Here is a 22597-nt window from a genome sequence, read left to right as displayed (position 1 = left end):
CCATGGATCCGGGCTACGGTTGGCCGTATGAGGGCCGGAGAGCGCAGCGGCGGGCACATCGGGGGCGGCGGGCACATCGGCGAACGCAGGAACATCACCGTGTTCGTGTACGACGGCGTTCGGCTGATGGACGTCGCCGCGCCGCTGGAGGTGTTCGGTACGGCGGCCGGGCTCGGCGGCGCGTACAGCACGGCGGTCTGTTCGGCGGACGGCGGTCCGGTGATCACCTCCACCGGCACCCGGCTGCACGCCGACGTGGCGGCGGCCGAGGTCGGCAGGACGCACACGCTCGTCGTCCCGGGCTCCGACGATCTGCCGCACCGCCCGCCGCCTGCCGGGCTTCTGGACGCGGTGGCCGAACTGGCCGGCGCCGAGCGGTCCCGTCGTATCGCGTCCGTCTGCACCGGCGCCTTCGCGCTGGCCGCCGCCGGGCTGCTGGACGGCAGGCGCGCGACCACCCACTGGCGGCACGCGGCGGCTCTCGCCCGGCGCCATCCCGCGATCACCGTGGACCCGGACGCGATCTTCGTACGGGACGGCCGTACGTACACCTCGGCCGGGGTCACCGCGGGCATCGACCTCGCGCTCGCGCTGGTCGAGGACGACGAGGGCGTCGAGCTGGCCCGTGAGGTGGCCCGCGATCTGGTGGTCTTCCTCCAGCGGCCGGGCGGGCAGTCGCAGTTCTCCGTGGCCGCCCGTACGCCGAGCCCGCGCCACGACGGGCTGCGCGGACTGCTGCGGGAGGTGACGGCGGATCCGGCGGCCGACCACTCGCTGCCCGCGCTGGCCAGGCGCGGCGGGCTGAGCGCGCGCCATCTGACCCGGCTCTTCAACGAGCAGGTCGGCAGCACACCGGCGGCGTACGTCGAGTCCGTACGGCTGGAGGCGGCGAAGGCGCTGCTGGAGGCGGGGGAGACGGTGACGGGCGCGGCGCGGCGCAGCGGGCTCGGCAGTGACGAATCGCTGCGGCGGGTGTTCCTGCGGCAGCTGGGCGTGACGCCGTCGGCGTACCGGTCCCGCTTCCGGACGACCGCCCCCGCGAGCTGACCGCCGCCGCGAGCTGACCGTCCCCCGCGAGCTGACCGCCGCCGCGAGCTGCCCCCCGAGCTGACCGCCCCCCCGCCCCGCGAACCGAGCCGCCCAGTGAGCCGAGCCGCCCCGCGTCAGTCGTCTCCGGTGTCCTTGGTCCGGCAGGACCGGCCTGTGCGCAGTTGGGTGCCGGCCCCCGCGATGACGGAGTCGAGCCGGTTCCGGGTGCTGACCAGATCGGCGATATTGCCGTCGATACGGTCCCGTTCCACGGACAGGCGATCCAGCAGTTCCGGAGTGGCGTTGCCGTCGACGACGCACGGCATGAGTTCCACGATCGCCTTGCTCGACAGGCCGGCGGCGTACAACTGCTGAATCAGCTGGATGCGGTCGACCGCGCTCTCCGGGTAGTGCCGTTGGCCCCCGGGGCTGCGTTCCGAGGTGAGCAGGTTCTGTTCCTCGTAGTAGCGCAGGGCCCGGACGCTGGCCCCTGTCCTGGTGGCGAGTTCACCGATACGCACCACGCACCCCCGTTGCGATCTGGGTCACACCGACTTGCCTCTGACGTCAGCGTCAGGTTTTAGCGTAACTCGTGAGGGCGCCCACCACCGGCCCCGTTCCCGTCCGTCGAAGGAGTGTGGCCCATGCCCGAACACGACCCCGCCATCGTCTCGGTCAAACCGATCGTGCTGCCGGCGCCGACCCCGACCCCGACCCCGACCCCCACCCCGGCCCCGGCCCCGACCCTGGCCACGGCCACGGCCACGGCCACGGCCACGGCCACGGCCCCGGCAGGCGGTGCGGATCTGCCTCCGCGCGGCGCGGACCTGCGGGTACGCGTCTCCGCGCCCGTGACCGGACGCGACCTGCCGATCGTGCTGTTCGCCCACGGCTTCGGCTCGTCGCTGGACGGCTACGGGCCGCTGGCCGACTACTGGGCCGCCCACGGCTTCGTGGTGATCCAGCCCACCCATCTCGACTCCAAGACGCTGGGCGTGCCCGCGGACGACCCCCGCGCGCCGCGGTTGTGGCGGTTCCGCGTCGAGGACATGAAGCGCGTCCTCGACAGTCTCGACGTACTGGAGGCGGCCGTCCCCGGCCTGAGCGGACGCCTGGACCGGAGCCGCATCGCCGCCGCCGGACACTCCTTCGGCGGCCAGACGGCGGGCGTTCTGCTGGGGCTGCGCGTCCGTGACCCGCGGACAGGGCAGGAGGAGGACCTGTCCGACCCGCGCGTCAAGGCGGGCGTGCTGCTGGCCACGGCCGGCAGGGGCGGCGACGCCCTGACGCCCTTCGCGGCCGAGACCCTTCCGTGGCTGAGGCATCCGGACTTCGGGCACATGACCACCCCCGCCCTCGTCATCGCGGGGGACAGGGACGTCCTTCCGCTGACCGTCCGGGGAGCGGACTGGACGACCGATCCGTACGTCCTGGCCCCCGGCGACAAGAGCCTGCTCACCCTGTTCGGAGCCGAACACTTCCTCGGCGGGATCTCCGGCCACCACGCCGCGGAGACCACCGACGAGAACCCCGAGCGCGTCGCCCTGGTCCAGCGGGTCACCCTGGCCTACCTGCGCCACGCCCTCGGCATCGACAGCTCCGACTGGACGGCGACGCGGAAGGCCCTCGCCGACCCCCACCCGCTGGGGCGGCTGGAATCCAAGTGAGCACCCCGGCAACCTCCGGGCTCCTCAAACCCTGGTGACCCCCGGCAACCCCCGCCAGGCCCCGGCAACCCCTGGCAGGCCCTGGCAACCCCTGGCAACCCCTGTCAGGCCCTGGCACCGCTCGCCCCGACAGGATGCCGACCAAAATGGCCCACTCCATACAACCTGGCGATACCGCCCCGCTCCCGCGCCTCCCTACCCTTGCCAGCATGACCCCTCATACCGACCATGTCGGCCACGGCGACGATGCCGACCGTGCCGACCCGCAGTCCGGTGCCGCGGTGAAGGCCGCGGACCGAGCGCACGTGTTCCACTCCTGGTCAGCCCAGGGCCTGATCGACCCGCTCGCCGTCGCGGGCGCCGAGGGTTCCTATTTCTGGGACTACGACGGCAACCGCTATCTCGACTTCAGCAGCGGTCTCGTCTACACCAACATCGGCTATCAGCACCCCACGGTCGTCGCGGCCATCCAGGAGCAGGCCGGCCGGCTGGCCACCTTCGCGCCCGCCTTCGCCATCGATGTGCGCTCCGAGGCCGCACGCCTCATCGCCGAGCGCACCCCGGGCGATCTCGACAAGATCTTCTTCACCAACGGCGGCGCCGAGGCCGTCGAGAACGCCGTCCGGATGGCCCGGCTGCACACCGGCCGTCCCAAGGTGCTCTCCGCGTACCGCTCGTACCACGGAGGTACGTCCACCGCGATCAATCTGACCGGCGACCCGCGCCGCTGGGCGTCCGACAGCGGCACGTCCGGCGTGGTCCGGTTCTGGGCGCCGTTCCTCTACCGCTCGCCGTTCTACGCCACGACGGAGGCCGAGGAGTGCGCCCGCGCGCTGGAGCACCTGGAGGCGACGATCGCCTTCGAGGGCCCCGCCACCATCGCCGCGATCATCCTGGAGACGATCCCGGGCACGGCCGGCATCATGACGCCGCCGCCCGGCTATCTCGCGGGTGTCCGTGAGATCTGCGACCGGCACGGCATCGTCTTCGTCCTGGACGAGGTGATGGCGGGCTTCGGCCGTACGGGCAGGTGGTTCGCCGCCGAGCACTTCGACGTGGTGCCGGACCTGCTGACCTTCGCCAAGGGCGTCAACTCGGGGTATGTCCCGCTGGGCGGGGTCGCCATCTCCGCCGCGATAGCCGAGACCTTCGCGACCCGTCCGTACCCCGGCGGGCTGACCTACTCCGGTCATCCGCTGGCCTGTGCCGCCGCCGTCGCGACGATCGGGGTGATGGCGGACGAGAAGGTCGTCGAGCACGCCGCGCACATCGGCGAGACGGTCCTCGGCCCGGGGCTGCGTGATCTGGCGGCCCGGCATCCGTCGGTCGGCGAGGTGCGCGGTACGGGGGTCTTCTGGGCGCTCGACCTGGTCAAGGACAAGGAGACGCGCGAGCCGCTCGTGCCGTACAACGCGTCGGGCGAGGCGAACGCGCCCATGGCGGCCTTCGCCGCGGCCTGCAAGAAGAACGGCCTGTGGCCCTTCGTGAACATGAACCGTACGCACGCGGTGCCGCCCTGCAACATCACCGAGGCCGAGGCGAAGGAGGGGCTGGCGGTCCTGGACCTGGCACTGACGGTCGCGGACGAGCACACGGTGTAGCACGGCCAACCGGCGGAGCCCGACGGCCGGCTCCGCCGGAGCCGATGCGCGGGTCCGGCGGGAGTCGACGGGCGGGTCCGGCGGAGTCGACTGGTGGCCCCGGCGCGGGGCTCCGGTGTGGGGCTCCGGCGCGGGCGGCGGGTGGCCCCGGCGCGGGGCGGGCGGGTCCGGCCTGCCCGCCCCGAACCCCCGCGTCACCTGGCTTAAGGTGTCCCAAGCCGGACGAGGGGACAGAAAACCATGCCCGCCAGCGGAGCTGTGACCCGCAATACCTTGCGGCAGCAGATCGCGGACGCGTTGCGTGACGAGGTGCTCGCGGGGCGTTTACTGCCGGGCCAGGAATTCACCGTCAAGCAGATCGCCGAGCAGTACGGGGTCTCCGCGACCCCGGTCAGGGAGGCGCTGGTCGACCTCTCCGCGCAGGATCTGCTCGACTCCGACCAGCACCGTGGCTTCCGCGTCCACCAGTTCTCGGTGGACGACTTCCGGCGGATGGTCGACGCGCGCTCGCTGATCGTGGACGCCGTCTTCCGCAGGCTGGAGGGCGAGCATCTGTCCGCCAGGGCGCACGGCGCGGTGCTGGTGTCCGTACGGCGCCGGGCCGAGGAAGCGGCGCGCGCGGCCAGGAGCGGGGATCTGACCATTCTCATCGGCTACGACCTGCGGTTCTGGCGCGAGTTGTGCGCGCTGGTGGCCAACCCCTATGTCGCGGACTTCCTGCACCGGCTGCGCGTCCAGGCCTGGGTGTTCTCGGTGCCGTTCCTGCGCGAGGATCCGCAGGTCCGCAAGCGGCTGTGGGGCGGGCACGAGCAGCTGGTCGACGCGCTGACCCTCGGTGACGCACCGGCGGTGCGTGCCGTGATCGGTGAGTACGACCACCATGCGCTCGCGTGGGCGGACAGGCTGGAGAGTCCGCAACGGTGACCGGCGACATAGCGAGGGCCTCGGGAGTGGGCGCGGGGAACACGGCGGAGGCGACTAACCCGTCGGACGCGAATCCGTCGGACGCGGCGAATCCGTCGGACGCGGTGCGCGTGGATCTGTCCGTCGTCATCCCCGCGTACAACGAGGAGGGGCGGCTGCGCCCCACCCTGGACGCCATCCGCGCGTATCTGAGCGCGGACCAGGACCGCTGGGGTACGTGGGAGCTGATCGTCGTGGACGACGGCTCGACGGACGGTACGGCCGCGGTCGCCACCGAGGCCGCGGCGGGCGAGCCGCGCGTCCGGGTCGTGACGGGCGGTGGCAACTACGGCAAGGGCCATGCCCTGCGACAGGGCGTGCTGGCCTCGCACGGCCGGCGCGTGCTGCTGACCGACGCGGACCTCGCGACCCCGATCGATGAGCTGGACCGGCTGGACAAGCAGCTCAGGGCGGACGGCGGCGGCGCGGCGATCGGTTCGCGCGCGCACCCCGACGCGCGGATCGAGGTACGGCAGCTGGCGCTGCGCGAGTGGCTGGGGCGGTTCGGCAACCGGCTGATACGGCTGGTCGCGCTCGACGGCATAGCCGACACACAGTGCGGCTTCAAGCTCTTCGACGGCGAGCGGGCGCGGGCCGCCTTCGCCGGCTCCCGGCTGGACGGCTGGGGGATAGACGTCGAGATCCTGCGGTTCTTCCGGCGGTCGGGCTGGCCGGTGACGGAGGTGCCGGTGCGCTGGGCGCACCAGCGGGGCTCCAAGGTGAGGCCGCTGGACTACGGACGGGTGCTGCTGGAGCTGCTGCGGCTCAGGGCGGCACGGCGTGGCCCCGGCCTCGACTCCACCATCGGCACCACCGGCACCACAGACACCACCGGCACACCAGACACACCAGACACGCCAGACACCGGAGATGCCACCGGCACCACCGGTCCCGGTCGTCGTCGCCGTACCGACCTGGTCGTCGGCATGCTCTTCCTCCTCGCCTCCTTCTTCCTCTACAAGGGGCTGTGGGCCGACCTCGACCACGCCTATCTCGCCGACGCGGGCTCCGACCAGAACCAGTGGGAGTGGTTCTTCCGGGTCACCGCCGACAACGTCACCCACCTGCGGAACCCGCTGTTCACCACCCTCCAGAACTTCCCCGACGGCGTGAACCTGATGGCGAACACCGTCATGCTCGGGCTCTCCGTCCCGCTCACTCCCGTCACGCTCGCCTTCGGTCCGACCGTCACCTGGGCGCTCGTCCTGACCCTCGGTCTCGCGGCCACGGCGCTCACCTGGTACTGGCTGTTCGCGCGCCGGCTCGTGCGCGGACGCTGGGCGGCGGCGCTCGGCGCGGCCCTTGCCGCCTTCGCGCCGCCGATGATCTCGCACGCCAACGCGCACCCCAACTTCCTCGTCCTGTTCATGATTCCGGTGATCATCGACCGGGCGCTGCGGCTCTGCGAGGGCCGGCGCGTGGTCCGGGACGGGGTGCTGCTGGGGCTCTTCGCGACGTACCAGATCTTCCTCGGCGAGGAGCCGCTGCTGCTCGCCGTGATGGGCACACTGCTCTTCGCGCTCGCGTACGCCGTGGTGGACCGCGAGCGCGCGCGGGCGGCGCTGCGACCGCTGCTGCGCGGGCTGGGGTGGGCGCTGCTGGTGTGTCTGCCGTTGGTCGCGATCCCGCTGTACTGGCAGTTCTTCGGCCCGCAGAGCTACCACAGCGTGCTGCACGGCGACAACGCGGGCAACAGCCCGCTCGCCTTCCTCCAGTACTCCGGGCGCTCGCTGTTCGGCGACGACGCGACGGCCGACCGGCTCGCGATGAACCGTACCGAGCAGAACGCCTTCTACGGCTGGCCGCTGATCTCCCTGGCGTTCGGGATCGGACTGTGGCTGTGGCGGGCCGCGGTGGTCAGGGCGCTGGCGTTCACGGCGGCAGCGGCGGCACTGCTCTCGCTGGGGCCGAAGATACGTATCCCCTTCACGGATGTGGTGCTGACGGGCCCCTGGCGGATCCTCGCCCATCAGCCGCTCTTCGAGTCGGTCATCGAGTCGCGGGTCGCGATGGTCTGCGCGCCCGCGCTGGGCGCGCTGGTGGCGCTGGCGGCCGACCGGCTCGCGGACCGGCGCGCCGAGGAGCGGGAGCTGCGGCTCGGCGGACCGGCCCTGGCGGAGCGGCGCAGGCTCCGGCTCGTGGCGTACGCGGTGGTGGCCGGGGCCCTGCTGCCGATCGTCCCGACGCCGCTGCCGGTACGGGAGCGCCCGGACGTCCCGGCGTTCATCGCGGACGGTATGTACCGCTCGTACGTCGGCGAGGGCGAGACCGTGGTGCCCGTACCGGTGCCCGACCCCGGCAACGCGGAGGCGCTGCACTGGCAGTCGGCGAGCGGCCTCGGTTTTTCGGTGCCCGGCGGGTACTTCAACGGGCCCTGGGGCGAGGAGCGGAGGGGGATCTACGGCGCCCCGGCCCGCTACACCTCGAATCTGCTGCGCGATGTCCGCTACAGCGGACAGGTCCCGGCCATCGACGCGAAGTGGCGCGCGCAGGCCCGCTTCGACCTGGAGTTCTGGAAGGCGGGGGTGGTGGTGCTCGCGTCGCAGCCCAATGACGCGGCGCTGTACGAGACGCTGGAGAAGCTCCTCGGGGGGCCGGGGAAGCGGATCGGCGGGGCATGGATCTGGGATCTGCCGCCCGCGCGGTGATCCGTCGCCCACGGGGTGCTGTCGGCGATGTGGCCTCCGTACACACGAAGCCCCGTACACACGAAGCCGTACACACGAAACCCCGTACACACGAAACACCCCCTGCCCACCCCGTACCCACCCCGTACCCACCCCGTACATACGGGTCCCCGTCGACCCGGCCTCTTCGCTGGACGTGCCCGCCGCATTACGCTGTCCCGACCGTCGCGACCATCGCGCGCCCGCGTACGAACCCGTTGGAGAGCGAGCCTCCCTTGGCCTGTGACCTGTGGTTGGTCCCCCTCGTCGATGTGCTGTGCCACAGCCCCGACAACCCCTTCGCCGAAGAGATCGCCGTCTACGACAAGGCACTCGGTGCTGCCGGGCTGCCGTCCGTTCCCGTCTTCGCCTATATGCCGGGCCTCTCGGGGGATGTCGCCCCGGTCGCCGGCTTCGACTATGACGCGCTGCACTTCCTGCGGCGCGCGTATCTGCTCCAGCTCTGCGGCCTCGCGGTGACGCCGGTCGGTGAACTGGGCGGCGACTACGAGCAGTTGCTGGAGATGTTCGAGTCGACGGCCCAGCAGTCGCATCTGGTCTGGCACTACGACCACGCGGGCGCGTATGTCCCGGTGGACTACGACGCGCCCCTCTCGAACGAGGAACTCCTCGCGGGCGGCGGCCCGCTGGGCTCCACGCAGGGTCTGCTGCGGGAGCTGGAGATCGTCGGCCCGGCGATCGGTATCGATCCGGCCAACCCCCCGTCCGCCCCCGCCCCGCCGGCCCGCCCCACGTCCTTGGAGGAACCGGCGACCTCGATTCCGTACGACGACGGCCCGTTCGCCCGGGAGCGCCATGTGTGGCTCGGCCTGCACGCGGCGGCCACCAGGAGCCTGGGCCAGGGCTCGATGATCATCTTCAGTTGAAGCGCGAGCAGTATGAGGGCCGAGGGCCGGGGCCGAGGACCGGGGGCCGGCGCGAGCCGCCCCCCGCCCCGCCCCCGGCCCTCACCGCGCTTCCCGCCTCACCGCGCTTCCCACCCTCACGGCCCTCACCGCGCTTCCGGCGGTCGCTGCCTCGGCATGTTGGGGCGGGCGCCCGGGGGGAGCGGAAAACGTCCCGGGGGCGGTACGACGCCCTCGCCGCGCGCCCCGCCCATCGGCACCGACTGCATCATCAGCGGCGCGGGGCCCGAGCGGAACTCGACCATCCAGTCCGCCGTCTCCGCCCGCACCAGCTCCGTCACGTCCTCGGTGAACCGCCGCAGGACGCCGAGGCAGCGCTCCGCCGCCTCGCTGGCCGTGCCCTCGGTCGGCCCGAGGACCTCCCGTACGCACTCCGACGCCCAGTCGAACTGGAACGTCTGTAGCCTGCGCTGCACCGCCTGGGCCGTCGCGACCGCCCGCATCCAGCCGGACGTCAGCCCGAGATACCGGTCGCAGCCCACACAGGCCGCGCCCAGCAGCAGCGAGAGGTATCCCCACCCCGCGGCCCCGGTCACCGCGCCCGTCAGATCCAGCAGCGGCAGCGCCGCGCCCGCCGTCACCGCGAGGGCCGTCGCCGCCCGCAGCGCGCGGGAGGCGCGCCGCTTGCGCACCCGGTCGGCGAGATACCAGTCGACCGTGCGCAGCGCCCCCGTCTCGACCCAGCGGTAGAGCTCGTCGAGCCGCTCCGCGGGCTCTCCCCAGTCCCCGAGCGGGAACGGGCCGCCGGTCAGATCGCCGTAGGGCGGCGGGCCGCTCTCGTCCTCGCCGGTGGTCTCCCCGGACGGCGGCCCCTCCTCCCGGGCGGGGCCTCCGGGCTGCATCTCCGGCTGGCTCACCTGGGTACTCCTCTGCGGTCTGGCTGTGACTCTGCGTGACGGTCCTGTGTGCGCGTACGGGCCGGGGGCTGCCCAGGGCCTGCCCCCAGGGCCTGTCGACGCGCCTGTTGACGCGTATGCACTTCCTACCGCCAAATGGTGGGCGCTGTGCCCGAAACCCCGGCATTTCCTTCCGTGTGGGCGCCGTGATCAGGTAGGGGAGCGGGAGGCTCTCACTCGAAAGAGTTCGCTTGGGGTTCGTTCCGGTGGGGTAGGGCGCGGTGCTCGGGGACCACGTAGGCTCGCCTTACGGACAACTCGTCCAGTAACTCGTCGTCGAGATGCCAGGAGTGACCGTGATTCCCGGTGGTGGTCAGCCCAATATGCAAGAGCTGCTCCAGCAGGCCCAGAAGATGCAGCAGGACCTCGCGCGGGCACAGGAGGAGCTGGCGGACGCCGAAGTCGAGGGGCAGGCGGGCGGTGGTCTCGTGAAGGCCACGGTCAACGGCTCCGGAGAGCTGCGTTCTCTGGTCATCGACCCGAAGGCCGTCGACCCCGAGGACACGGAGACCCTCGCGGATCTCGTCGTCGCCGCCGTGCACGCGGCGAACGACAACGCGCAGCAGCTCCAGCAGGAGAAGCTGGGTCCGCTGGCGCAGGGACTCGGCGGGATGCCGGGCCTGCCCTTCTGACGCGTCCTTCGCGCTCTTTCGCGCCCGCGAACCCGCGTGACCCGCTCTTCCAACCCGCTCTTCTAACCCGCGCTGACACCAACTAGCGTATGTACTCACCGTAGTAGGGAAGGCAGTCCGTTGTACGAAGGCGTGGTCCAGGAACTGATCGACGAGCTGGGCAGGCTGCCCGGCGTCGGTCCCAAGAGCGCGCAGCGGATCGCCTTCCATATCCTCCAGGCCGAGCCGACCGATGTGCGCCGTCTCGCCCATGCCCTCCTTGAGGTCAAGGACAAGGTCCGGTTCTGCGCCGTGTGCGGCAATGTCGCGCAGGAGGAGCGCTGCGGGATCTGCCGTGACGCGCGCCGCGATGTGACGGTGATCTGTGTCGTGGAGGAACCGAAGGACGTCGTCGCCATCGAGCGCACCCGCGAGTTCCGCGGCAAGTACCACGTGCTCGGCGGCGCGATCAGTCCCATCGAGGGCGTGGGCCCCGATGACCTGCGGATCCGTGAGCTACTGGCCCGTCTCGCCGACGGTACGGTCACCGAGCTGATCCTGGCGACCGACCCCAACCTGGAGGGCGAGGCCACGGCCACGTACCTCGCCCGCATGATCAAGCCGATGGGCCTGAAGGTCACGCGCCTGGCCAGCGGTCTGCCCGTGGGGGGCGACCTGGAATATGCCGACGAGGTCACGCTCGGGCGTGCCTTCGAGGGGAGACGACTTCTCGATGTCTGACGCAACGCTGCACGCCGTCAACCAGGATCCGGACGACTTCGCGGTCCAGATCGCCGACCAGATCGAGAGCTTCATCGTGGCCGTCACGGAAGTGGCGAAGGGCGATGAGCCGGACAGCGCCGTGCCGTTCCTGCTGCTGGAGTTCTCCCAGCTCATGCTGGCCGGCGGCCGGCTGGGTGCCCACGAGGACATCCTTCCCGACGAGCGGTACGAGCCCGATCTCGGCCCCGAGCCGGACGTCGACGACCTGCGCGAGCGCTTCGCCGTGATCCTCGAACCGATCGATGTCTACTCCGAGGTCTTCGACCCGTACGAGCCGCGCAAGGCGCCCGTGCCGTCCCGTATCTCCGACGACATCGCCGGTGTGGTGACGGATCTGCGCCACGGCCTGGCCCACTACCGCGCGGGCCGGACGACCGAGGCGCTGTGGTGGTGGCAGTTCTCGTACTTCTCCAGCTGGGGTTCCACCGCCTCCGCCACCCTCCGCGCCCTTCAGTCGCTGGTCGCCCACGTGCGCCTCGACCAGCCGCTCCCGGCCCTGGACGGCCTCGACACCGACCAGGATCTGACCGAGGAGGCCGAGGACGTGCTGGCGGAGGAGGCCGGCAAGGTGATGGCGGAGGAGATCGCGACCCCGCTGGGCATGCGCACGCTCAGGTGACGCGGGCGGCTCGGGCGTGACACGGGCGGCGTGAGCGGGCAAAGCTTCGTGACGTGGGCCACGTTCCCGCGTGTACCGCGCCATCGGGGGCATGCATGCACACCGAGCGGCCGTGTCCGTCTCAAGGTGATCACGGAGTGGGCGGGACATCTCACGATGTGGTATAGCCGGGACGTCGTGCGGCCGCTCGTTAAACTGAGCCGACAGTGACTATGGACTGAGCGAGGAGCGCACGTGGGCCTTGTCGTGCAGAAGTACGGAGGCTCCTCCGTAGCCGATGCCGAGGGCATCAAGCGGGTCGCCAAGCGGATCGTCGACGCCAAGAAGAACGGCCACCAAGTGGTCGTCGTGGTGTCGGCGATGGGCGACACGACGGACGAGTTGATCGATCTCGCCGGGCAGGTATCCCCTATCCCCGCCGGGCGTGAGTTCGACATGCTGCTGACCGCGGGAGAGCGGATCTCCATGGCCCTGCTGGCGATGGCGATCAAAAACCTGGGCCACGAGGCCCAGTCGTTCACCGGCAGCCAGGCGGGCGTCATCACCGACTCGGTCCACAACAAAGCGCGCATCATCGATGTCACGCCGGGCCGGATCCGTACGGCGCTCGACGAGGGCAACATCGCCATCGTCGCCGGGTTCCAGGGGGTGTCCCAGGACAAGAAGGACATCACTACGCTGGGCCGTGGCGGCTCGGACACCACCGCTGTCGCGCTCGCGGCGGCGCTGGAGGCCGAGGTGTGCGAGATCTACACCGATGTGGACGGCGTCTTCACCGCGGACCCCCGGGTCGTGACGAAGGCCCGGAAGATCGACTGGATCTCCTTCGAGGACATGCTGGAGCTCGCCAGCTCCGGCTCCAAGGTGCTGCTGCACCGGTGCGTCGAGTACGCACGCCGTTACAACATCCCGATCCATGTCCGTTCCTCGTTCTCGGGGCTCCAGGGCACATGGGTCAGCAACGAACCGCAAGGGGACCGCAAGGTGGAGCAGGCCATCATCTCCGGTGTCGCCCATGACACCTCAGAGGCGAAGATCACGGTCGTCGGTGTCCCCGACAAGCCCGGCGAGGCAGCGACGATCTTCCGCGCCATCGCCGACAACCAGATCAACATCGACATGGTGGTGCAGAACGTCTCCGCCGCGTCGACCGGTCTGACCGACATCTCCTTCACGCTGCCGAAGACCGAGGGCCGCAAGGCGATCGACGCGCTGGAGAAGACGAAGCCGACGATCGGGTTCGAGTCGCTGCGCTACGACGACCAGATCGCCAAGATCTCGCTCGTCGGCGCCGGCATGAAGACCAACCCGGGCGTCACCGCCGGATTCTTCGAGGCGCTCTCGGACGCGGGTGTGAACATCGAGCTGATCTCGACATCCGAGATCCGTATCTCGGTGGTCACCCGCGCGGACGAGGTCACCGAGGCCGTGCGCGCCGTGCACACCGCCTTCGGGCTCGACAGCGACTCCGACGAGGCCGTGGTCTACGGAGGCACCGGACGATGAACGCGCCGTCCGCGCCCCGCGGCGCCGCGCGGAGCGCCGCGCGATGAACGGCGGGCCGACGCTCGCGGTCGTGGGTGCGACCGGAGCCGTCGGCGCCGTGATGCTCCAGATCCTGTCGCAGCACGCGGACGTCTGGGGCGACATCCGGCTGATCGCCTCACCCCGTACGGAGGGCGGCAAGCTGTCCGTACGGGGTGAGGCGACCGAGGTCGTCGCGCTCTCCGAGGCTGTTCTCGACGGTGTGGACGTGGCGCTGTTCCTCGTACCGGACGAGGTGTCCGCCCAGTGGGCACCGGTCGCCGCGGCCAAGGGCGCCGTGGTCGTGGACAATTCGGCCGCGTTCCGCATGGACCCCGATGTCCCGCTGGTCGTGCCCGAGCTCAACCCCCACGCCGTACGGGCCCGTCCGCGCGGCATCGTCGCGAGCCCGGGGTGCGCCACGCTCTCGATGATCGTGGCCGTGGGCGCGCTGCACGCCGAGTTCGGGGTGCGGGAGCTGACGGTCTCCTCGTACCAGGCGGTCAGCGCCGCCGGACGGGACGGCGTCAGCGCGCTGCGTGAACAGCTCTCCCTGGTCGCGGGTACGGAGCTGGGCACGCGCCCCGGCGATGTGCGCCGCGCGGTGGGCGATGCCACCGGGCCCTTCCCCGCCCCGCTGGCGCTGAACGTCGTGCCGTGGTCCGGGTCCGCCCTGGAGGGCGGCTGGTCCTCGGAGGAGATGGCGATCCGCGAGGAGACCAGGAAGATCCTGGACCTGCCGACGCTGCGGGTGTCGGCGACCTGTGTCCGGGTCCCGGTGATCACCGGGCACTCCCTCGCCGTGCACGCGCGCTTCGAGCAGGAGATCACGGTCGGCCGGGCCCACGAGATCCTGGCGACCCAGCCGGGCGTGGTGCTGTTCGACAACCCCGGGGCGGGTGATTTCCCCACGCCCGCCGATGTGGTGGGGACGGATCCCACCTGGGTGGGGCGGGTACGGCGGTCGCTGGACGACCCCCGGGCGCTGGAGCTGTTCGTCTGCGGCGACAATCTCCGCAAGGGCGCCGCGCTGAACACGGCTCAGATCGCCGAGGCCGTCGCCGTCGAGCTGTCGCGGCCGTAACTCCCCACCCTCCGGGAGCGGCAGCCGTGTGAGCGAGCGAAATCAGGAAGCCAGAGATCCGTAAAACTTTGTAGAATCTGTGAACGTCCTGTGGGCAGTTCCACGCTCTATGCCTCTTGAACTGGGACGTTGTGGTGTTCGACGATGCACATCCGTCTTTCCGCGAGAGCTCTGCAACCGCTGGACGGCTGGAAAGCGTCTCTGCGGTCGCCCCTTTGCGGTGTCGCAAAAATGGGGCATAGGGGGAGATCAGTTACGCATGAGGGTATTTGGTGCAGCGTCAAATGGGATGGCGTGCGCGTACAACCCTGGTGGGGGGAAGCGTGTCCAACTGGCGTGGCAGAGGTTCTCGAAATCACAGCGATCGGCCCGGTGCGCGGCGCGACAGTGCGTCCGCTCCGTCGGCCCCGCACGCCCGGCGGTATGCCGGTGATCGCCCCCATGCCCGCCGCGCGGCCCGCACGTATACCGTCCCAGCGCGACGGCGCTGACGAGGCGATGGCCGCGGGTACCACCGTCGACCACCTGACCGAGACCTACCGCGCCCACTACCGGTCGCTGCTCGGTCTCGCCGCACTCCTGCTGGACGACACGGCCTCCTGCGAGGACGTCGTCCAGGAGGCATTCATCCGGGTGCACTCCGCGCGCAATCGTGTACGTGAGCCGGAGAAGACCCTCGCGTATCTGCGGCAGACGGTCGTGAACCTCTCCCGTTCCGCGCTGCGCCGCCGCATCCTCGGTCTCAAGCTGCTCTCGAAGCCGATGCCCGACATGGCGAGCGCGGAGGAGGGCGCGTACGACCTGCTGGAGCGGGACGCGCTGATCAAGGCCATGCGCGGACTCCAGCGCCGGCAGCGCGAGGTGCTGTCCCTGCGGTACTTCGCGGACATGACCGAGGCGCAGGTCGCCGAGACGCTCGGGATATCCCTGGGCTCGGTGAAGGCATACGGCTCGCGCGGCATAGCGGCGCTGCGCGTCGCCATGGAGGCCACGGCATGAGTGGGCGCGAGGACCGGCATGGATTCGGCCGGGGCGAGGACCCCGGCAGGGATCGAGGCGAGGGCCGCGGCGAGCGCCGCGGGCACGAGCCGGCCGGCCCGGACGCCCCGACGAACGACCTGACTGGAAACGGAATTGTGAACAACGGGCCGGAGAATGAGCTGAGCGGCCTCGGTGACACGAGTGCCGACAGGGATAAGAACGCCGCCAAGGGCGGCATTGGTGACGGCGGTGGCCGTCGTGACGGCGGTGGCCGTGGCGACAGCGGTGGCCGTGTCGACAGCGGCGGCCGTGGCGACGGTGGCGGTCGTGCCGGCGACCGTGGTGACGGTGACGGCGGCGAGGTCGTGAGCAACGACCTGAACGGCGTCCTGAACGGGGACGAACTGGCGCTGCGGCGGATGCTGCACGGCGCCGTGGGCGACCTGCGGCCGTCCGACGGCGCCCTCGACCATCTCCGCAAGGCCGTACCGACCCGGCGGGCCAGAAAGCGCCAGGCGGTCGTCGGCATGGCGGCGGCCGCGCTGTTGTTCGGTACGGCGGTCCCTGCCTTCGTCCATGTCGCCAACTCCACCGATGTGATGGACGACCGGGCCGTCAGCACCGGCCACGGCGAGCAGGCGCAGGGCGGCACCGACGCCGACAAGGCGGCCACGGGCGGCAAGAAGGACGCGGACGGTCCCTCCGACAAGGTGTCCGCCGACGAGGACGAGACCGATAAGAAGGACAAGCCGGACGACGGAAGCGCGTCGGGTTCGCCGGACGGCGGCAAGGACGGTTCGGTCGATTCCGAAGCCCCCTACGAGACCGCCTCCTCGTCCCCCTGCGACTCCAGCCAGCTCCTGGTCGTCGGCCAGACGGGCACCCCGGACGCCGCGGGCATGGTCTACGGGAGCTTCCGCGTCTCCAATGTCTCGTCCTCGGGCTGTTCGGTCACCGGCCGCGGCACGGTCAACGTCCTGGCCACGGGCGCGGCCGACCAGAGCAAGATCCTTGTCGCGTCGCACACCGCGGGCGACCCGGCGACCGGGCTGCCCGACCCCTCCCAGGAGGCGACGGCTCTGGTGCTGCCGCCGAACGGCGCGTACGAGGTGAAGTTCGCCTGGGTCCCCTCGGAGACCTGCCCGACGACCGGCGCCTCGCCCGACCCCTCCCCGTCCGAGGACGGCTCGGGGGGCACGACCGGCGACCCCGGTACGGGACCGGACACCGGCTCGGACGGCTCGGAAACGGTGACCCAGCTCACCACCGACGGCGGCACGCTGGACGGCTCGGTCGCGGTGACCCACACGGCGGAGCCGGGCGCCCCGAGCGGCCAGACGAGCATCTCCAACGCCTGCGCCGGCACCATCTACCGGACGGGCGTCCTCAACGCGTCGTAGGACCGGAGCGCGGGACACGGGACACCGGACACGGGACACCGGGCACAGCCCACGGGACACGGTCCACGGCCCGCGGATACGCCCTACGGCCCACGGATACGGGGCACAGCCCACGGCCCACGGGACACGGGCCTGGGGACCGGAGTGGCTACGCGGCGGTCTCCAGCCCCAGCTTCCGGTCCCTGATCGCCTCCGCCTCGCGGCGGACGAGCCGGAACCACATGAAGACCACGAAGCCGGCGAAGACGAACCACTCGCCGGTGTAACCGAGGTTCTGGAACGCCTTGAGGTCGAGCCCGGTGTTCTGCGGCGCGCCCGCGGGCACGGCCCGCAGCCCGTCCGACGCCTTGCTGACGGTGACCCAGGCGTCGTACACGTCGTACGGCACGACATTGACCAGCGATGCCGCGCTGATCATGGCCAGCTGGCCGCGGGGCAGTCCGCCGCCCGCCCGTACCCCGTCGGAGCCGGTGGACTCGGACGCCTGGAGCGCCCCGGCCACGGTCACCTCGCCGGTGGGTGGCGCGGGCGCCTTCCCGCCGCTGGGCAGCCAGCCGCGCACGACGGGCAGCGCCTTGCCGCCGTCGGTACGGAGCATGGTCAGCACATACGAACCGGTCTTGCCGTCCAGCTCCCGGCCCGGCACCAGGAACTGGTCCTCGTACCGCCCACTGGCGGTGGTGTGCCGGCCCGAGGTCTCCTGGTCGACCGGCAGCAGTGTCTCCAGCGCCGCCGCGGGCCGCTCACCGGGATCGGGCGCCGCCTGCGCGGCCTCGTGCGAGGCGACGCGGACCTCGAAGCGGCCCAGCTGCCAGATCCCCATGAAAATGCACACGGGGATCGCCAGCAGGACGAAGACGTTGATCCCCAACCAGCGCGGAGTCACCAGGAAGCGGTACACCCCTCCACGGTACGGAACGCTGCCCCGGCCCCCGGTCCCGGGGCCCCGTAGAAGCCCCCTCGCAGAGGCCCCCCTCCCGCCCCGGGGCCTCCGTGTCCCCCCGTGTCCCCCCGTGTCCCCCGTGGAGGCCCCGGGCCGCGGGCTCCCGTCATCTCACCTCACCGCGCGCCCTCCTCCAGGTGCTTGACCGCGAACTCCAGCTCCAGCCGGACCTGCTTGATCCGCTCTTCCACGACGAGCGAGCCATGGCCCGCGTCGTACCGGTACACCTCATGGACCGCGCCCCGGGCCGCCAGCCTGTCCACATAGTTCTCCACCTGGCGGATCGGGCAGCGCGGGTCGTTCACGCCCGCCGAGATATAGACCGGGGCCCGGACGGCGTCGACATAGGTCAGCGGTGACGAGGCCGCGAACCGCTCCGGCACCTCCTCCGGCGTACCGCCCAGCAGTGTGCGGTCCATCGCCTTGAGGGCCTCCATCTCGTCGTGGTACGCCGTCACATAGTCGGCGACCGGCACGGCCGCGAGCCCCACGGCCCAGGCATCGGGCTGGGTGCCGAGACCCAGCAGGGTCAGATAGCCGCCCCACGATCCGCCCGACAGCACCAGCTTCGCCGGATCCGCCAGACCGGACGCGACCGCCCACTCCCGGACCGCCGCGATGTCCTCCAGCTCGATCAGCCCGATCCGGTGCTTGAGCGCGTCCGTCCACTCCCGTCCGTATCCGGTGGAGCCCCGGTAGTTGACCCGGACGACCGCGAAGCCGTGGTCGACCCACGCGGCCGGGCCCGCCGCGAACGCGTCGCTGTCATGCCATGTCGGGCCGCCATGGATCTCGAAGACCGTCGGGAACGGGCCCTCGCCCTCCGGCCGCTGCACGAGCGCGTGGATCCGGCCACCCGGGCCCTCCACCCACGCGTCCTCCACCGGCACCGACGAGGGCGCCGCCGGTCCCGGCGGATCGAGCACCACCCCGCCCGCCGTGGAACGCACCTCCGGCGGCCGGGCCGCGGACGACCACAGATACTCCACGCTTCCGTCGGGCCGGGCCGTCGCCCCCGAGACCGTCCCCGCCGGGGTCTCCAGCTGGACCAGCGCGCTCTTGGCGAAGTCATAGCGCCACAGCTCGCCGCGGGCCTCGAAGCTGTGGGCGACCAGCAGCCCCGATCCGTCCGGATACCACTCGGCGTTGACATCGCCGGGCAGCTCGATGGCCAGCTCGGTCTCCTCGCCGGTCAGCGGATTCCAGACGACCGGCTCCCAGCGGCCCCGCCGCTGATGGCCGATGAGCAGCCGGCTGTCCCCTTCCACCGGCGCGAAGCCCAGCACCTCAAGGCCCAGCTCGCGCGTACCGCCCTCCGTGTCGTCCAGCTCGGCCACCACCGAGCCGTCCAGCCGCAGCACCCGCACCGCCGAGTGCATCGCGTCGCCGTGCTCGGTGTGCTCTATCGCCAGCAGCGAGCCGTCGTGCGACAGATCGCCGACCCCGGCCGACTCGCGGTGCCGGTAGATCTCCACGGGCTGCTCGCCGGGCCGTACGACATGGAGCGTCGAGCCGTCCTCGTCGGTCGAGCGCCCCACCACGGCCGTGCCGTCCCGGCCGAGCGCCAGCCCGGCAGGATAGGAGGGGGCGAGCCCCGCCACCGCCGGTTCGTCACCGGCTCCGTCCGCCCCGGCGGTGAACCGCTGCCGCATCCAGACCCCGAACTCGTCCCCGTCCGTGTCCGAGAACCACCAGATCCACTCGCCGTCGAGCGAGAGCACGCCGTCCGTCGTCCCGTTCGGCCGGTCCGTCGCCTGCCGCTGCTCACCGGTCGCGCGATCCCACGCGTACAGCTCGTACGTCCCCGTCGCGTTGGAGACGAACAGCGCGCGCTCCGGCGCGTCCTCCGCCCAGTCGGGCAGCGACACCCGCGGCGCCCGGAAGCGCTTCTCCCACGCGGGCATCGAGGCCGCGGCCGGGGTCGGGGCGGCAGCCGGGCCGGCCGCCGCGTCCGCTGTCGAGGCCGCTGTCGAATCCGGTGTCGAACCGGTGATCTCAGTCATGCCCCCTATTCTGCGCCCGGCCCCTGACATTCCGTCGGCGTCCCGCTCAGCCTGTGGATAACTCCTTGAGCAGCATCTTCGTGGCCACGGCCGCCAGCTCCTTCTCGGCCTGGTCCCAGGTCCAGCCGCAGTCGTCGACGAGCGTGCGCCAGGCGCCCAGCCCGAAGCAGAACCACAGCACGTCCGCGCACCGCTCGACGGTCATCCCGGCCTTGAGAGCACCGAGGCCCTTGAGGTGTGAGGCGATCTCGCGGAGGGCAGATGTGTAGATAGAGGTGCCCTCGTCCCAGAGTGCTTCCGCCGCCTCGTGCACAGGCAGCGCGCTGTAGAGGATCGCGATCGATTCGCGGTGCTCCTCGTTGCTGAGCCGGGTGCGGTGGGCAAGCAGGGCGATGGCGGAGACGGCGTCCTCGGTGCCCCGTATCCGCTTCACGGTCTCCTGAGCGCCCGAGTGCGCGGCCGCGCGGTGGACGGTCTCCCGCAGTATGTCGAGCCGGCCCCCGGCGCTGGCGTACACCGTCTTGACCGCGGTCCCTGCCTCGCAGGCGATCTCGGCGACGGTCACCTTCGCGAAACCCCGCTCCAGGAAGAGCCGCCGTGCCGCGTCGATGATGTCGCGCCGTGTGGCGGCCGCGGTGAGTGCGCGGCGAGGAGAGTGGTACGGCCGTCCGTCAGACATGTGGTTATTTTAGGGCAAGTCGGGCATTTATTACAGTAGCTTTGAGTTCATTACATAGGGGCTCACCCCTATCTTCGAGGGACAGAGAATGAAGGTTTCATCCGCGCTTCGAGCCGAACGCTCGCGCCTGTACGACGAACTCCTCGCCGAGCACATGATCATGCGACGGGGGGCCGCCCTCGTGGCCGTCTCGTTCGCGAATCTCGCCGACGGTCAGCCCGTCGATGTCAGGACGCTGGTCAGCACCTCCCGCTGGCTGATCGATTACATCAGGAGCCATCACGGGAGTGAGGACGACGAACTCTGGCCCGCGCTGCGGGACCTGTTTCCCACCGCCGTCGCCGAACTCGACGAGATGCTCGTCGAGCACCAGGCGCTCGACGCCGAGCTGCACGCCCTCGCCAGGGTGGTCGACGCGATCGACGCCCGGGAGATCACGGGCGGGCGCGCCGAGGTGCTGGTGGTCGTCAGTGAGGCGGCCATGTCCGGGCTGCCGTCCGCCCAGCGGGTCCGCGAGATTCTGACCAGACACTTCGACGAGGAGGAGCCGGTCCTGCTGGAGCTGTTCCCGCAGGTGCCGGACGCCGACCTCACGCGCGTACGGGAGGGGATCTTCCATGGCGGCTTCCGCGGCAGCCCGCACCTGGTGCTCGGCCTGATGGAGGACCCAGACCGGATCCCCGGATACGCGGCCGTGCTGAGCGCCTTCCCGGCGTCGGTGCGGTGGCTGCGCCCGGTACTGCTGGCGCGCTACCGCTCCACCAAGAAGGCGCTGGCGGTGACGACGTATCTCGACAGGATCTAGACGACGACGATGATGACGACGATGACGACGACGTACCTGGACGGAGCTAGCCGCGTGAACGGGCGTGCAGCGTGCGCGCGACCCTCGGGCCCAGCCAGCGCTTGAGCCTGCGCAGCGGCTCCAGCTGTTCCGCCGCCCGGTCGATCCGGTAGTACAGCTGGGGCGGGATGTGCGGCAGCAGAGGGGAGTGCCGCTGCCCGAGCAGCGCGAACATCTGCGGCGGGGCCAGCTGCATATAGCGCGGAAGGTTCTCGTACCACTGGGCGCTGTAGCGGGCCGCGCTCTGGACGGGGAGGAGGGCGGACCTCCGTTCCCGCTCGTACTGGACGAGGGCGGCCCGCAGTTCGGGGTGCACGTGGTGTGCGTCATGTACGTCACGTGCGTCATGTACGTCGTGTCCGCGCCGCCTGTCGTGCCCGCGCAGCGCGCCGGCCAGAGCGATGGCGTCCTCCATCGCGAGAGTGGTGCCCGCGCCGATGGAGTAGTGCGTGGTGTGGGCGGCGTCGCCGAGCAGGACGAGATTGCCGCGGTGCCAGGTCCGGTTGGTCAGGGTGCGGAAGTTGAGCCACTGCGCGCTGCCGTCCGCCTGCGCCCGGCCGATCAGCCGGTGCCCGTCCAGCGGCCCCGCGAAGAGCTGCTCCAGCAGGGCCAGACCGTCGGCCTCGCTCGCCCTGTCGAGCCCGAGGCCGGTCCAGGTCGCCGGGGAGCACTCGACGATGCAGGTGCTCGCGTCCTCGCTGAACCCGTAGGCGTAGCACCAGATCCAGCCGTGCTCGGTCTCGACGAAGGCGAAGGTGAACGAGTCGAAGACCTTGGTGGTGCCGAGCCAGATGTAGGTGTTGCGCCCGGCCGTGGCTTCGGTGCCGAAGTGCTGGGCGTGCCGCTCGCGCAGTGCGCTGCCGACTCCGTCGCAGGCCACGACCAGATCGGCGTCGGGCAGTTCGGCTGCGTTGGTGATCGTGTGCTCGAACTCGACGCGTACGCCGAGGGAGCGGGCCCGCTCGGTGAGGATGCCGAGCAGCCGGCGCCGGCCGATTCCGAACCCCGTGTCGCCGTGGTGCACCGTCTTCCGGTCGCCGACGTGGGCGACCCCGTCGCTCCAGCGGACCGAGTTCTCGCTGATGGCGACCGCTGATTCGGGGTCGTGGACATGGAGCTTGTCGATCAGGCTGCCCCAGTAGGTCACGCCCCAGCCGTAGGTGGACCCGGCCTCGTTCCGTTCGTAGACGGTGATGTCGTGGGACGGGTTCTGCCGTTTCATCAGGATCGAGAAGTACAGGCCGGCGGGCCCGCCGCCGACGCATGCGACCTTCACAGGTGCTCCCGGTTGTCCCGTTGTGACGCTAAGTGATCAATTGCGGACGAAGAGTAGCAGGCCGCGGTGCGGTTGGCTCGGCATGGACTTGTTGCGTGGTCG

At 71.1% G+C, this 22597-nt stretch carries 20 protein-coding genes; 14 read left to right on the top strand and 6 right to left on the bottom strand.

What is annotated here, in order from left to right:
• Nucleotides 1-27 precede the first annotated feature (27 nt).
• Nucleotides 28-1047, top strand: coding sequence for a GlxA family transcriptional regulator (locus ACIOGX_RS11845; RefSeq protein ID WP_401912345.1), 1020 nt, complete (start codon nucleotides 28-30; stop codon nucleotides 1045-1047).
• Nucleotides 1048-1163: 116 nt separating this feature from the next.
• Here the strand turns inward: ACIOGX_RS11845 and ACIOGX_RS11840 are convergent, their stop codons facing one another.
• The gene (locus tag ACIOGX_RS11840; RefSeq protein WP_356515576.1) at nucleotides 1164-1550 is read right to left on the bottom strand and encodes a MerR family transcriptional regulator; all 387 of its coding nucleotides are present in this window, start codon (nucleotides 1548-1550) and stop codon (nucleotides 1164-1166) included.
• Between the two features lie 123 nt (nucleotides 1551-1673).
• Between ACIOGX_RS11840 and ACIOGX_RS11835 the strand changes: the two genes are divergently transcribed.
• The 5 genes from ACIOGX_RS11835 to ACIOGX_RS11815 all read left to right on the top strand — a co-directional run bounded on the left by ACIOGX_RS11835 (nucleotide 1674) and on the right by ACIOGX_RS11815 (nucleotide 8813).
• Nucleotides 1674-2696, top strand: a complete 1023-nt coding sequence (locus ACIOGX_RS11835; RefSeq protein ID WP_401912342.1) for an alpha/beta hydrolase family protein — start codon at nucleotides 1674-1676, stop codon at nucleotides 2694-2696.
• A gap of 209 nt (nucleotides 2697-2905) precedes the next feature.
• Nucleotides 2906-4297, top strand: coding sequence for an aspartate aminotransferase family protein (locus ACIOGX_RS11830; RefSeq protein WP_401912340.1), 1392 nt, complete (start codon nucleotides 2906-2908; stop codon nucleotides 4295-4297).
• A 240-nt stretch (nucleotides 4298-4537) separates the two neighbouring features.
• On the top strand, nucleotides 4538-5221 hold the full coding sequence (locus ACIOGX_RS11825) for a GntR family transcriptional regulator (RefSeq protein ID WP_356515281.1): 684 nt from the start codon (nucleotides 4538-4540) through the stop codon (nucleotides 5219-5221).
• A gap of 104 nt (nucleotides 5222-5325) precedes the next feature.
• Nucleotides 5326-7908: a dolichyl-phosphate beta-glucosyltransferase gene (locus ACIOGX_RS11820; RefSeq protein ID WP_401913371.1), complete on the top strand. Its 2583-nt coding sequence runs from the start codon at nucleotides 5326-5328 to the stop codon at nucleotides 7906-7908.
• Nucleotides 7909-8162: 254 nt separating this feature from the next.
• Complete coding sequence (locus ACIOGX_RS11815; protein ID WP_129766769.1) at nucleotides 8163-8813, top strand: hypothetical protein; 651 nt, start codon at nucleotides 8163-8165, stop codon at nucleotides 8811-8813.
• A 125-nt stretch (nucleotides 8814-8938) separates the two neighbouring features.
• Here ACIOGX_RS11815 and ACIOGX_RS11810 read toward each other — a convergent pair whose 3' ends face one another.
• Nucleotides 8939-9709: an SLATT domain-containing protein gene (locus ACIOGX_RS11810; RefSeq protein ID WP_356515283.1), complete on the bottom strand. Its 771-nt coding sequence runs from the start codon at nucleotides 9707-9709 to the stop codon at nucleotides 8939-8941.
• 335 nt (nucleotides 9710-10044) lie between these two features.
• Between ACIOGX_RS11810 and ACIOGX_RS11805 the strand changes: the two genes are divergently transcribed.
• From ACIOGX_RS11805 to ACIOGX_RS11775, 7 genes are all read left to right on the top strand, one after another.
• A complete protein-coding gene (locus ACIOGX_RS11805) occupies nucleotides 10045-10380 on the top strand; it encodes a YbaB/EbfC family nucleoid-associated protein (RefSeq protein ID WP_356515580.1) in 336 nt (111 codons plus the stop codon).
• A gap of 120 nt (nucleotides 10381-10500) precedes the next feature.
• On the top strand, nucleotides 10501-11100 hold the full coding sequence (gene recR / locus ACIOGX_RS11800; protein WP_129766767.1) for a recombination mediator RecR: 600 nt from the start codon (nucleotides 10501-10503) through the stop codon (nucleotides 11098-11100).
• Complete coding sequence (locus ACIOGX_RS11795) at nucleotides 11093-11761, top strand: DUF5063 domain-containing protein (RefSeq protein WP_356515286.1); 669 nt, start codon at nucleotides 11093-11095, stop codon at nucleotides 11759-11761. Before recR ends, ACIOGX_RS11795 begins: the two co-directional genes overlap by 8 nt.
• Nucleotides 11762-11995: 234 nt before the next feature.
• Entirely contained in the window at nucleotides 11996-13267 is a 1272-nt protein-coding gene (locus ACIOGX_RS11790) for an aspartate kinase (protein ID WP_129766765.1), read from the top strand.
• A 43-nt stretch (nucleotides 13268-13310) separates the two neighbouring features.
• Nucleotides 13311-14369: an aspartate-semialdehyde dehydrogenase gene (locus tag ACIOGX_RS11785; protein ID WP_356515288.1), complete on the top strand. Its 1059-nt coding sequence runs from the start codon at nucleotides 13311-13313 to the stop codon at nucleotides 14367-14369.
• 336 nt (nucleotides 14370-14705) lie between these two features.
• Nucleotides 14706-15368: a SigE family RNA polymerase sigma factor gene (locus tag ACIOGX_RS11780; RefSeq protein WP_129766763.1), complete on the top strand. Its 663-nt coding sequence runs from the start codon at nucleotides 14706-14708 to the stop codon at nucleotides 15366-15368.
• The gene (locus ACIOGX_RS11775) at nucleotides 15365-16750 is read left to right on the top strand and encodes a hypothetical protein (RefSeq protein WP_401912334.1); all 1386 of its coding nucleotides are present in this window, start codon (nucleotides 15365-15367) and stop codon (nucleotides 16748-16750) included. The genes ACIOGX_RS11780 and ACIOGX_RS11775 overlap by 4 nt, the downstream gene beginning before the upstream one ends.
• Nucleotides 16751-16898: 148 nt before the next feature.
• Here ACIOGX_RS11775 and ACIOGX_RS11770 read toward each other — a convergent pair whose 3' ends face one another.
• The 3 genes from ACIOGX_RS11770 to ACIOGX_RS11760 form a co-directional block, all read right to left on the bottom strand.
• Complete coding sequence (locus tag ACIOGX_RS11770) at nucleotides 16899-17651, bottom strand: SURF1 family protein (RefSeq protein ID WP_401763857.1); 753 nt, start codon at nucleotides 17649-17651, stop codon at nucleotides 16899-16901.
• A 158-nt stretch (nucleotides 17652-17809) separates the two neighbouring features.
• Nucleotides 17810-19597: a prolyl oligopeptidase family serine peptidase gene (locus tag ACIOGX_RS11765; protein ID WP_401913367.1), complete on the bottom strand. Its 1788-nt coding sequence runs from the start codon at nucleotides 19595-19597 to the stop codon at nucleotides 17810-17812.
• Nucleotides 19598-19742: 145 nt separating this feature from the next.
• A complete protein-coding gene (locus ACIOGX_RS11760) occupies nucleotides 19743-20375 on the bottom strand; it encodes a helix-turn-helix domain-containing protein (protein ID WP_356515296.1) in 633 nt (210 codons plus the stop codon).
• 88 nt (nucleotides 20376-20463) lie between these two features.
• On the opposite strand from ACIOGX_RS11760, the gene ACIOGX_RS11755 reads away from it, so the two are divergent.
• A complete protein-coding gene (locus ACIOGX_RS11755; protein ID WP_401912331.1) occupies nucleotides 20464-21180 on the top strand; it encodes a hemerythrin domain-containing protein in 717 nt (238 codons plus the stop codon).
• A 46-nt stretch (nucleotides 21181-21226) separates the two neighbouring features.
• Here ACIOGX_RS11755 and ACIOGX_RS11750 read toward each other — a convergent pair whose 3' ends face one another.
• A complete protein-coding gene (locus tag ACIOGX_RS11750; protein WP_401912328.1) occupies nucleotides 21227-22495 on the bottom strand; it encodes an FAD-dependent monooxygenase in 1269 nt (422 codons plus the stop codon).
• Nucleotides 22496-22597: the final 102 nt, after the last annotated feature.

This window comes from Streptomyces sp. NPDC088147 (genome assembly GCF_044741565.1).
Lineage (GTDB): Bacteria > Actinomycetota > Actinomycetes > Streptomycetales > Streptomycetaceae > Streptomyces.
The sequence above is the reverse complement of the archived record's forward strand: the minus strand, read 5'-3'. Positions and strand labels throughout refer to the sequence as shown.